Origin of the sequence: Gimesia aquarii (genome assembly GCF_007748195.1) — a bacterium.
Lineage (GTDB): Bacteria > Planctomycetota > Planctomycetia > Planctomycetales > Planctomycetaceae > Gimesia > Gimesia aquarii.
Window position 1 is genome coordinate 3,834,454 of the sequence record NZ_CP037920.1, and the last position, 12,722, is coordinate 3,847,175.

Here is a 12,722-nt window from a genome sequence, read left to right on the forward strand (position 1 = left end):
GAAATAAAGTGATGAGTATTCCGAACACAATTTTAAAAAATGACGTTTACGATCGTTATCTGGCTGCACTTTCGATTTCTTTCCTTTGCAACCTTCCATCGTCATTATGATCAAGATTTCGAAATCCAAAACGCTTGGTCGATAAAGGCATCTCATCAACATCGACATGTCCGTCTTTGTTTTTGTCAAATCGCTGGATAAACTCAGCGACAAATTTCTCAACTCGCTGCTTTCGTTCCAGTTCAGAGTTCACCTTTTTCTTTTCTGGCTTTTTCATCTTCTGCTTAGTAAAACGAGGTTCTGCAATTTCAAAAAAGGCAATCGCCATCTCTTCCCATGTTTGATCACCCCAAGTCACATATTCATTTGGATCAGGATTAAAGGGGTTCTCTTCCGAATTATCAAACTTCACGGTAAATTTAAGCTCATCCACCGTGTCAAGTTTCATCGGCTGACTCAACTCGTAAATATGTTGCCAATTGAAATCATAATTGGGCACATCCAACAAAATTTGTGAATCGCCTTTCTGCTTCATGAACAGACGAAACGACTTGCCTCGCAAATGCATATGAGGTGCGATGGCTAATAATTCTGCCTTCGGTGGAATACGACGTACTTTCGCAGAGACGGGAAAATCTTTTGCATGAGGCGGTATTTCGAATTCCTGATCAATACCCACCAGGGTAAAAACTTCGTGGGTGATATCCTTCTCCTCACCAAATAGTAACCCAACTTTCGAAATATCTTCCTCCACTGATCCAGTCGGTGTGTAATGCATCTGGAAAACTAACTTGGAGCCAGCGGGAACTCTTCGAGCGCGTCCCGGGGGTAACATGCTGACGCGTTGCCCAGGCACATAAGCGGTCAACCAGCCGATCCCTCTAAAATCGGATCCGTCAGGTGGACGAATAAAAACGATTGCATGATGAACAACAGATCGATTCCCTGGTAGAACTTGAGCACCAGTAACCCACTTGTCTTCTTTAAATCCTGGATCTACGACAAAATACTGATACTCTACAACACCTTCTTTCGGAACGATAAACGGTCGCTTTCGCATTTGATAAACCGTTTTGGGGACTTGAGGTAAATGCCAACCGTCTTGAAACTTTGGAAGTTGTGGTAGATCTTTAACATCACCAAATGGCATTCCTCCAGCAACCCAATCACGCAGAATGTCCTTATCGGCTTCCGACATGTACCGGGTATTCGCATACTTCCCATACTTTGGACTCGCGTGCCAGGGAGGCATGCGACCGTCTTCAATGGTTTCCAGCATAGTTTCAGCCCAGCCACGCACTTCATCATATTCAGTCAAGCCGAACGGCGCTATCTCGCCTTTGCGATGACACTCAACACAATGTCGATTTAAAACCCCCGCAACTTCTTTACAAAACGTCAGTTTCGTTTTTCCAGTCGTTTTTTTAACACGGCCAATAAAACAACCATTCGGTTCGGTGCTGGCCACCTTAATCATCTCACCCGCAAGAAGTTGATCAAGTGCGTTCTTCAAGTCATGCGATGTCGTTTCCGCACGAGAAATGCCAGGTAAATATTGATTATCAATACGACCGCGATAACGAATTTTCAAGCTCTTATCGAGAACAAACACTTCCGGAGTGCGAACAGCTTTGAACTGATCTGCGACTTCGTTACCGTAATCCTTGGCTACTGGAAATTGAATCTCATAGCGTTTGACATATTTCTGCACATCTTCCAAAGAATCCTGTTGATTACTATTCACACCGATGAACCGAACTCCCTGCGTTTGATAGTCGGCCTGCATCTGGTTTAATTTCGGTCCATATAATCTCGCCAGCGGACATTCGGCTCCCAAAAAACAGACGACAATTGCGGAGTGCTTAGGTTTTTCGGTCAATTCTGCGATACCCCCATTTGAGGTCGGCAGTCGAAATGTCAGTAAACCTGATTTTGTATATTCCGTCCCTTCGTTAGCAAACAGGAAGCTGCTATTGAGAAAAAACAATGAAAACAGACATATCAAACAGATACGTAACATGAAGTGATCCTTCCTCCTGAATCAATTAGATAGGTGCGTTTATTTTATCAACGCGTCGGAAACACACGCAACCCTCATTAAAATGATTGTAGGCCTCCCGCGTTGATTGGACAGTTTCAATTAGATATACTCGACGTAACTCGCATTGGTTGCACATTTTGGCAACAGAATTAAAAATTCTCTTTAAAAGAAATTAACACAATCCATACCTGTGTGATTGTGCCTCAGATCAGTACTAGAGAAAGGCAGCAGAGTGAAAGCTCCTCGAAGCGGCGGCGGTTGGAAAGCGATTAAATATAGCCTGAAACTCGCAAATCGGGTCGGTTGGTGGAAACTTTGGAAGTCGATGCGTTCCAAGAATGCCTGTAAAACCTGTGCAGTAGGGATGGGCGGACAAAAGGGGGGGATGGTGAATGAGGCAGGCCTATTCCCAGAAGTCTGTAAAAAGTCGTTTCAAGCAATGGCTTCGGATATGCAACCCTCAGTATCTTCAGAATTCTTTGCGAAAAATACTCTCAGCCAATTACAGTCACTTTCTTCGCGGAAGCTGGAATACAGTGGTAGACTTACCGAGCCTTTATTACTTTCCAAAGGGGAAGAACATTATCGCCCCATTTCCTGGGATAAAGCGATTGATCTGGTCGTTGATCGTCTGAAAGCTGCTGGAGCTGACCGTAGTTTTTTCTATGCCAGTGGACGTTCTTCCAATGAAGCTGGTTTCCTCTTCCAAATGCTCTCGCGTTTAATGGGCACCAACTATGTTAACAATTGCTCATTTTACTGCCATCAAGCCAGTGGGGTGGGTTTAGGCTCCAGTATTGGCACCGGAGCAGGGACCATTCGACTGGAAGACCTAGACCATACAGATCTCTATATCTTAATTGGAGCCAATCCCTCTTCCAATCATCCGCGTTTAATGAAAGCATTTATGGAAATCCGTCGTCGTGGCGGAAAAGTGATTGTCATTAACCCGGTCAAGGAATTGGGACTCGTCAATTTTAAAGTTCCCAGTGATGTACGAAGTTTGTTATTTGGATCAAGCATCGCTTCGATGTACGTACAGCCTCATATTGGCGGTGACATGGCTTTGCTGACCGGTATTGCAAAAGAAGTACTGGAGCAAGGTGTTCACGACTCAGATTTCATTGCCAAACATACAGAAAATTTTGAAGCATTCCAGGAACAGGTGAAAAACACCAGCTGGGATGAAGTCATAAAACACAGTGGTGTTAATCGGCAAACTATTAAAAAAATCGCAGACCAATACATTTCTGCAAAAAATGTAGTCATCGGTTGGTGTATGGGAATCACTCATCATCTGCATGGCACGAATAATGTTCAATCAATTGTTAATGTTTCGCTATTAAGAGGCATGGTTGGCCGCCGTAAGGCAGGCTTGATGCCGATTCGTGGACATAGTAATGTTCAAGGTCTGGGATCAGTGGGTGTGACCCCCGGCATGAAACAAGCGATGCTCGAGCGTTTTGAAAGTCAATTGAATATCAAAGTTCCCACAACTCCTGGCTATGACACGATGGCCTGTATGGAAGCCTCTCATCGTGGAGAAATTGATTTTGCATTCTGTCTGGGTGGTAATTTGTTTGGCAGTAATCCCGATACAAAATACGCTCTGGAGGCAATGAATCGTATCAAAACAGTGTTGTATCTCTCGACAACATTAAACACCGGTCATGTCTGGGGAACTGGTGAAGAAACATTAATTCTCCCCGTTCTACCGCGCGACGAAGAACCACAGTCAACAACTCAGGAATCGATGTTTAGCTATGTTCGTATGAGCGATGGAGGGAAATCACGTTTTGAAGGCCCCCGAAGTGAAGTCTCAATTTTGGCTGCCATCGGCCAAAAATTATTCGCTGACGACAATCGGATCGACTGGAAAAAACTGGAGAGCCATACAGCGATCCGTGAATTGATTGCAGAACTCATTCCCGGTTATGAAGGCATGAAAGAGACAATTCAGTCGAATAAAGAATTTCACGTCACCGGTCGTGCTTTTGAAGAATACCAATTTCCTACAGAAAATGGTAAAGCCAAATTTCATGCAATTCCATTCCCAAAACTCCCCAAAGAAGAGAATCAAATACGTTTAATGACTGCTCGTTCGGAAGGACAGTTCAACAGCGTTGTCTATGATGATGAAGACATCTATCGCGGCCAGGAACGCCGAGATGTAATTCTGATGAATAAAACAGACATTGAACGGCTTGGCTTCAAACCTGATCAACGAGTGACTGTTAAAAGTGAAGCAGGGGAGATGCAATACATTTTGGTACGAGAGTTTGACATCCGCGCCGGCAACGCACTCATGTATTACCCTGAAGCCAACGTTCTCGTACCACACACGGTCGATCCGCTTTCAAAGACACCGGGCTTCAAATCGGTGTGGATTACTATTACATCAGAAGAACCAGCGGTCGCTTGATTTGTCACAGTAAAACTGACGTAGAATTTATTTTTCATCCTCCAGTACGCGCTGAATAAACGGCCATTTCATCTGAGTATAAGTTTCACGATCTTCCTTATATCGTGCGGCAAGTTCTCTTTTTAAATCCGAATATTCTTTTGCGATTTTTTGATTTGTAAGTAAGAGATCACGAAATTGAATGCGCTCGTTCCAAAGTGGACTTTGAAATGGTATTAAATGTAGGTGATGTGTTCGAAATGCATCCGATGGTTTACAGAACCAGTGCATGACTTCCGCTTTGTAGGGCCAATACTCATACCCATTGTTTACCAGCACATCAATAGCTGGACGTGAATCATTGAGTGACTTAACTCCGAACATAATATCAATCACTGGCTTTGCAAGAAGTCCTGGAATAGCAGTACTCCCCACATGCTCTATGCTGCCGTAAAACCATTGGCCAATTATCTTCATTAAGAAGGCCCTCTCAGTTTCAAACTTGTCAGGCCACTCGGGGTCATATTCTACTAACTCAACTGGTGCTCTTTTCATTTCTATAACTCTGGGGTCTTGATTACGAACGTCAAAAATAATGCCGAGTAGATAAGAATCTTCAGCGTATGGAACTTCCAGCTTAACAAATTTCTTCACTTTTTCATCAGGAAAAACCTCACAACAGTATCTTGAAAAGAACATCACTTCATCTTGACCTGGCCCTATGAATGACATCTGTCACAAGATTCGGACTTCTATCAAAGCGATTTTTTTTAGACTCGCTCTATGTTGTCAAGCAAGACCAACATTCTCATCGTTTTAGAGAGCGACTTTAAGCTCGTAGTTCTTATCGATAGGCAATGATAAACAGACGTCGAAATGGGAACAAAACTTTTCCGTTTTGCTGCGGAGGATAAGCGGGCCGATAACGGTCCAACAGTTCCTGCTCAAACTGAGCACGCTGCTGGTCATTGGCCAGAGCTTCCAAATAGGGACGTAATCCCGTGCCACGAAACCATTCCAGAATGGCTTCGACACTCTCTAACACATGAATATAATCGGTTTCCCAGATTTCGACATGAGAGACCAAAGGTACAAGCAGATTATAGTAGAACTCTCGAGACTCTGTTGCGACAGTCTGACGTGCAATTTTTGTCGCTTGTTTCCATTGAGAAGACGTAGACAGTTCCAGCACAGATTGGTGTAAAGGAGAAGCATAATGAGTAGGAAGCTGCACAGCCAGCGCACCTCCAGGTTTGAGAAAACTGATCAGGCGAGAGAATAGTTTATTGTGATCAGGGACCCATTGAAAAACCGCGTTGGAAAAGATGAGATCATAACAGACCTCCGGCTGCCAGGTAGCAACATCAGCCTGAAACCAGTGAACTTTGGGGACAGAATTTTTTGCTGTCTTTAGCATCGCGTGTGAACTGTCAAACCCGCTAATCTGTGCCTCAGGCCAGCGTTTTGCAATCACAGCCGTACTGTTTCCCGGACCACATCCCACATCAATTATCTCTTTTGGATTTTTAATTTCAACGCGAGAAGCTAAGTCGATAGCAGGCTGGGTACGTTCCTTTTGAAACTTCAAATACTGATCTGAATCCCAGACTGGCACCCCTATGATTCCTTAAGCGATGGATGATAGCCAAAAATTTACTAATGAATTAGTCAACGCTGTAATATTCTTAGGACAGATTAAATCTAAACGGGTTCACTAAGAGTAAAAGAATACTCACAAAGTTTATTTTGGAATATAGAATTAAAGCGATTGATATTCAATTTACTCTGGTATTCCATGTGACTCTGTATGATTTAAGTTCTTGATAATCACAGACGCGTTTTCCTCAGAAGTGACTTCATGAATACGTATTGCATCTCTCAGAACCTGATTGACTCCAGGACGAGGGCGACATTCCACGAGAATCTGAAATGCGAATAACGATGGCCATAGTTTTGCAAACAGGTTCGCCAGCCAACCTAGTATACGACCAGTGCGGCCCGGCATGACTGCTGCGAAGGGAACACCGACTCCATGCACGCGTTCAATTTCGTATCCACATACCTTTAACATCTGCAGCAGGGAACGACGTGTAAAGAGTCGTTTATGAGTGATGTCTAAAATTCCTCGCTCAGCATATCTGAATTGCCCCATCAATAAATTGAGCCGTATTGCAGCAAACGCCACATTGGGAGTGGACAAAACAAGCAATGGCTGAGATAAATTGCTTTCTGCCTCGACAGGATCATTTTCATGCTCGATGTTGGTCTTGTCACTTTCAAATTCTTGAGGCTGATCTGAAAATTCCGGTCCTTGAAGCGCGTCTGCAGGATGATTTCGGTCGTCATTGCGCATCGACAACAAAAAATCCTCCGGGTTGGCAAGATGCTCAATCACATCCAATAATAACACCGCGTCAAAGTCTCTTATTGATACTGGTAACACATCAGTTTCCAGATTTGCCGAATGGAATTCCGTCATTGTTTCAGGAAGTGGTCTTACACAGTCCACACCTGTCACTTCCATTCCAGATCGCTCGCATTGCGATGCTACATGTCCCAAACCACAACCAAGATCCAGAACTTTTTGCGACTTGTGTTTTTTTAACAGATCCAGCGCGAGCGCATGTGATGAGTATTCAGCCTGTGTCTTGTCACGATATCGATCCGTAGACAAATTTCTTAGTTTTAACGAACACAACATCCCCCACTGGTGCATTTTGAATTGTATCGTCGCGGTTACCACATCCCAGGCATATTTCAAACCTGGTACACGACAAACTTCATTGCCATAAAAGGTAGGAATCTCAATCTCTCTTACGCTGGCTCCAACATGGGCTGCCTGGAGTAGGATCTCCGTATCGAAGTGAAATTCGTTTGTATTGATTTCAAACGGAACACTTGCCAGAAATTTTGTTGCGTAGGCACGATATCCGGTGTGATACTCGCTCAATTTCCAACCCGTGAGCCAATTTTGAAAAGTTGTCAGAATTCGATTTCCGACAAGCTTATACAATGGCATCCCCCCTTTGCGCGCACTACTGGTTGAATGCATTCGCGTACCCAAAATCACATCAGGTTGTGACTCTTTCCAGATATTCATGAATTCGGGTAAAAGCTCAGGAGTATACTGTCCATCACCGTGTAATAAAATTACACAGTCATATCCTTCATCAACTGCTACGCGAAAACCGATTTTCTGGTTCCCCCCGTAACCTTGATTGTCACGGTTTTTTAGAATTGTAACGTTGTAGATTTCATGAGCTTCCAACCACTCTTTTAATACATTGGGACCATTATCCGACGAAGCATCATCACTTACCAGAAAGTGAATGTCCGACCGGTTGAATAACTCGTATGGGATCCGTTCGAATAAATCGTGCAAATGTTGTTCGGCTTCATAGGCGACAACATAAATCAGGAACCGGTGTGAGGAATGAGTGATTTGCATCTGTTGAAATTGACCTCAATTGAAAAATTGAATTGTGTTTAAAGGTCAGGGAGTCTCTTTCTTATTTGAATTAACTGTTATTTTTTTGCCGGGATCACGAAACTGCACATGTAAAATCTGATTATCCAAGTGACTTATTTTTTTAATCAGACGTCCTGGCGGGAATCGTTTGAAAATTAATGCAGGGTCATTATCAGGTACTTCAAATCCAAGGTATGTCACCCAGATTGGTTTTGTCGCATTCTCTCCAAAAGCCTTGAAATAATTCGTCCAGTCGGCTCGTATGTCATACATAAAGAAATGAAATTTCGGAATCGAGATGACTCGATAGCCAGCCATCTGATATTCAGTGTAGCCACCTCCAAGTGGTTTTCCATGTGTCACAAAATCACCGACAAGATAGTATTCAAGAACATTACGCGTGCTGCCGTCTGTTAAAATAGTGGCCCCCTCGGGCACAGTCTTCTTTAATAACGCTACTGTTTTACGCGCCATAATGGGAGTTTGTGTGGTCTGTAATTTCCAGACATTCGGATACGCGTAGGAATATATCCATAAAGAAATCACCAATGTAAAAACTGCCACACGTCCAAAACCGGGTCGTCTTACCAGTGGCAAAGTTGCTGCTGCGAGACCAAGAACCACAAATGGAATGAGCCACATCGAATGCCTTGTGTGCCCGACAGGGTAAATACGGAAATGAAACAGTAGCATCGCGACAACCAGCGGCAGCAAAACCATCATACTACGTTCGAGTGCAATCCATTTCGACCCGGTATCTTGAAATCCTTTTCTTAACATGACCAGGGAACCAAAGAGCACTAAGCCAGCGATTAGCATCCACAATGCCCCAGAGAGATATTTGATATACTCAAGAGTCCGCATTAACGCGAGATAAACAGGATGAGTGGTTACGGGGTCATAGGAACTGTCATACAACCAGAAATCCCATAAATCTGTTTTTGCATTGCTATTGATAAATTGTTTTATGTGGCCAAAATACATTGCAACACAAAGACCTAGAAGTACAAATTGCAGGATGATCCAACTTACAACCGCCCTTCGAGGCAGTGTTCCCGAGATCACTCGAAATGTAACTAAGAGTCCGAGCACCAACATTAACCATGCTGTGCTATAATGCGTCAACATGGCAAATGCTAGACAACATCCAGATCCAGCAAGCGCAATAGTTGAGTGAGTACGCAAAAAACGTTCTTGTAAATAAAGTGCCGCGAAGATAAAGGTGAGCAAAAGTGTATAGCCACGCATTAACGCGCCAAGATGAACCATTGGCATTGAAAAAGTCAGAAACGCGAGGCCTACTAAAGCTGGTCGTGGCCCCAATAATTCCTTGAGCCACACAAAACCTAAGACCAAAGTCGAAATACTAAAGAGCAGGGCAGGTAATCGGAGCATTCGCTCAGAATCACCTAGTTTCATCCAGTAATGATAAACTAAGAACGCCAGTGGAGGATGCGTGTGTTCGCGACTGGCACGCCAGGCATCGGATAATGTAGGCTGACGTGCCACCTGGAAGTGCATCGATTCGTCAAAGTCCAGAAAGAATGCATCCAACAGCTTTGCTCGAAATGCGAGCCCTATAAGTATAATACCGGCTACTATCAACCAAACCTTATAAGAACTCTCAACACCTCGGGTAGAGTCAGCTTTTGAACATTTGGAAGTCTGATTTTCATCATCCCTCGCAGTTGATTCAGCCAACTTATCATCCTTCATGATTGTCCATTATCCCGATTTTGATGTAACAGCCTGAGTTGATCTCAAAGAATTAGTGAGAGTGCGTTTGAGTTATCTGTTTATGCTGATTAATACTCTACGTTTTAAAATCTCTTTCAAATTCATACTGTGGTAGCCTAAGGCATTGAGGGAGAACAGCCTCTCTTCGCTGAATTCATGGGGAGATGAAACTGAGCCGCGGTGCGCAAATATCAACAACTCTTACCTGTACCTGCAAGCTCAGATTGAGGTAATTGTCTAGAGTACTATAGCTTCAGACCAAAATCTATTGGAAATTGACCTTAAAGGATAATGTCCTGGTATGCCTGAATTTAAGCAATTGTCGTACCTAATCATCGTAGCGATATTGCTGGCAACTGAAGTTGCCCACCTGTCTGCATGACTGTAAGATTCGTTGTAACATGAGTCTATAATTCTTATCACATCGGAGAAAACTGTTAAATATTCTTTACCAGTGATCATGATTTGGGACAGTTTTATCAACGGCGTGTGCGTTGCTCGTAAGATCTTTTCCGACAAACTAGTTAAGCACTTTTGTGACTAGCTATTCTCATTTGATACTCATTTCTCGCACACAGGAATGAAAGAAATTTTCACATCGAATATCGTGAATCTTCAGAACTGAATACTTAACGATTGTTTGCAAGAATAATCAGTGGAAACTCACTCACTTTTGTACTTGTCGTGTCCAAATTGGACGGCTTCGTTGATTTCATTATCTCTTAAAATGAAATCTAATTCACTCCAACTCAGTTCTTTGATTTGATGCGGAAGCCAGGAGTATTTATCCATGATCCATTTGTGAATAGCATCTTCACCAGCATACAAATCATAGTGTTTATATTCCGCTAGATAGTCGCCAAGTTGTTTGACTGTGAAATCTTTACGGAATTTGATGACATCTTCTGAGAGGGGATAATCGTCATCGAACAGATGTTCGAATAACCCGAACAAAAAGGGATCGGATTCCTCCATACCATCATCGTTGTCTCGATGATCATTGGACATGTTAGCTGCCTTTTTGAATTTCAATGAGATGGATCAAGCTGACAGAGAAAGAGTTGAACAGACAAAATGAGAAAATAAACCCCAGATGTAAATGCCTGTTATGATCATGATGATCACTGGCTCTGTTCTCTGCCATCTTTAGTTTGTTTTATATCAATATATAACGGCTTGATATAAAAGCTCAAAAAGGCCTGCTTATTAAGGAGCATTGGGCACGGGCGGGATCGAACCGCCGACACCAGGATTTTCAGTCCTGTGCTCTACCAACTGAGCTACATGCCCTTTTCGTTTCCTACTGTGATTTCAATAGCGTTAACCCCATATGAAATCATTGTTTAATAGAAGCGAGATGGGAATATAAGCCATTCTCCATTCAGTTTCAAGCAAAACTGGCATTTCCTGAAAAGGATTCGGGAGTTTTCCTGATTCTGAGTCGACTCCCTGGCATTTACAGTTTTAAGAACCAGTGTAAGTCCAGAAGAACCAGCAGATTATAACGATTAAATGAGCTTAGACTTGACCATCGAAGAGTTCGGAAGAGAGGTCAATTTCATCTTTTCCAGGAGTCGGTAAGGCCTGATCGATTTGAAGTTCATTCTGATTCAGATCAATTATATTATCTGGATCCGAAGGATCAGACCGTTTTCCATCAGCAGATTGGATGATTTGCACAATCGGGCTGGTATATAAATTTTGATTCCGTCTGATGACTCGCGCCGCGCTTCCATCAGTTAAAGTGACAAAACTACCAACGGGAAAGAGCGACAGCAAGTTTAATAAAGCTCGCATTGCCGCGGAATCAATCGTTTTATCATTTGTTTGTCTGAGCAGATATTCCATCGCAGCATAAGGCATCAGAGCAGGGCGGTCTTCTCTGGATGTTGTTAAGGAAACATAAGAATGAGCGACATTCAAAATTCGAGCAAACATGTGAATCATCTTATGTGTACGATTACGAGGGTAGCCTTGCCCATTAGGTTGCTCATGAACCTGATAGCAAACGACGGGAACAATACTGGGAATTCCAGCAACATTTTCGAGCATTTCCAGCGAAAATATCGGATGCTTTTGAATTTCCATGAGCTCAAGCGGGTTAAGCTTGCGCCGCCATGTGCCAATTTTGTCCTGTACACGCACCATTCCCCAGTCATGTACGAGTCCACACAATCCAATATTTCGCACATTATTTTCATCTAAATTCAGCTCTGCTCCAATCGCCATTCCTAAGAGTGACATCTGTAAACAATGCTGAGAAAGCGTTTCATCTTGCCCTGCTTCTGCTGCAGTTGAAATCACACTATCTGCATCAGCCGTCAATTGCGTCAGATAATTAGCGGCCATGCCGGCAATATCCGCTCCTTTGGGAGTTTCGCCTTTCAAGGCACCACGCATCATATCATCCAGCGATTCACCATATTCCTGCTGTTGTGCAAACAGCTTATCGCGACTTTCCTGGTCATAACCTTTACAACCATGCACGACCATTGAATCTCGAAGAGCTGGTCCGGTGTTAGCCACAAACATCGATCCAGATTCGATGAGAGTATCCAGCTTCTCGGTTAATACAGTCGAATAAATACCACCATCAGAGTCATCGATGTCTGCAAAAGCACTTAAACTCACTGACGCAGCATCATCACTATGAATTTCGACATTAGACATGTTTCGATCACGCAGTAGTTGTTTGAACCGTGAATTAACGACTGACCCCGCAGCTAATAACAAAACTCCATTGGAATCATGAATCGCATTGTTAATTGTTCTGCCGACAATCAAATCTTCAACACGTACGGAAACTGTCTGCTGATCATCTGCAGATGATTCGGCGGCCTGATCTATTTTTTCATTGATCTCAGTCGTCATTTTTACTACCTGTATCGAAACTGATTCCTAATTTTGCATCAAGGAAAACAGATTATGTCTTGTTTTAAATTGGGACACAGTTCTCTGATCCCATGAGCTAAAACTCATTAAAAACTTAGGTTAAAAACGAACTAAGGTTTTACGATGGAGGGGAATCCGATGAAAATTCCAATTCCAATCTTAACGATTGGTTTGAATAACCG

At 43.1% G+C, this 12,722-nt stretch carries 8 protein-coding genes and 1 tRNA gene; 1 reads left to right on the forward strand and 8 read right to left on the reverse strand.

Going from position 1 to position 12,722, the window contains the following annotated elements:
• Window positions 1-55 precede the first annotated feature (55 nt).
• On the reverse strand, window positions 56-2,020 hold the full coding sequence (locus tag V144x_RS14975; protein WP_144985945.1) for a redoxin domain-containing protein: 1,965 nt from the start codon (window positions 2,018-2,020) through the stop codon (window positions 56-58).
• 253 nt (window positions 2,021-2,273) lie between these two features.
• On the opposite strand from V144x_RS14975, the gene V144x_RS14980 reads away from it, so the two are divergent.
• Entirely contained in the window at window positions 2,274-4,463 is a 2,190-nt protein-coding gene (locus V144x_RS14980) for an FdhF/YdeP family oxidoreductase (protein WP_144985946.1), read from the forward strand.
• 27 nt (window positions 4,464-4,490) lie between these two features.
• On the opposite strand, the gene V144x_RS14985 is transcribed toward V144x_RS14980, so the two are convergent.
• The 7 genes from V144x_RS14985 to V144x_RS15015 form a co-directional block, all read right to left on the reverse strand.
• A complete protein-coding gene (locus V144x_RS14985) occupies window positions 4,491-5,174 on the reverse strand; it encodes a GrpB family protein (RefSeq protein WP_197998441.1) in 684 nt (227 codons plus the stop codon).
• 112 nt (window positions 5,175-5,286) lie between these two features.
• A complete protein-coding gene (gene tam / locus V144x_RS14990) occupies window positions 5,287-6,057 on the reverse strand; it encodes a trans-aconitate 2-methyltransferase (RefSeq protein WP_144985947.1) in 771 nt (256 codons plus the stop codon).
• A 165-nt stretch (window positions 6,058-6,222) separates the two neighbouring features.
• A complete protein-coding gene (locus V144x_RS14995; RefSeq protein WP_144985948.1) occupies window positions 6,223-7,890 on the reverse strand; it encodes a glycosyltransferase in 1,668 nt (555 codons plus the stop codon).
• A gap of 45 nt (window positions 7,891-7,935) precedes the next feature.
• The gene (locus V144x_RS15000) at window positions 7,936-9,627 is read right to left on the reverse strand and encodes a glycosyltransferase family 39 protein (protein ID WP_144985949.1); all 1,692 of its coding nucleotides are present in this window, start codon (window positions 9,625-9,627) and stop codon (window positions 7,936-7,938) included.
• A 684-nt stretch (window positions 9,628-10,311) separates the two neighbouring features.
• Window positions 10,312-10,656, reverse strand: a complete 345-nt coding sequence (locus tag V144x_RS15005) for a hypothetical protein (RefSeq protein WP_144985950.1) — start codon at window positions 10,654-10,656, stop codon at window positions 10,312-10,314.
• A gap of 209 nt (window positions 10,657-10,865) precedes the next feature.
• Window positions 10,866-10,938: transfer RNA gene (locus V144x_RS15010), tRNA-Phe, on the reverse strand.
• A gap of 228 nt (window positions 10,939-11,166) precedes the next feature.
• Complete coding sequence (locus tag V144x_RS15015) at window positions 11,167-12,519, reverse strand: HD-GYP domain-containing protein (RefSeq protein ID WP_144985951.1); 1,353 nt, start codon at window positions 12,517-12,519, stop codon at window positions 11,167-11,169.
• Window positions 12,520-12,722: the final 203 nt, after the last annotated feature.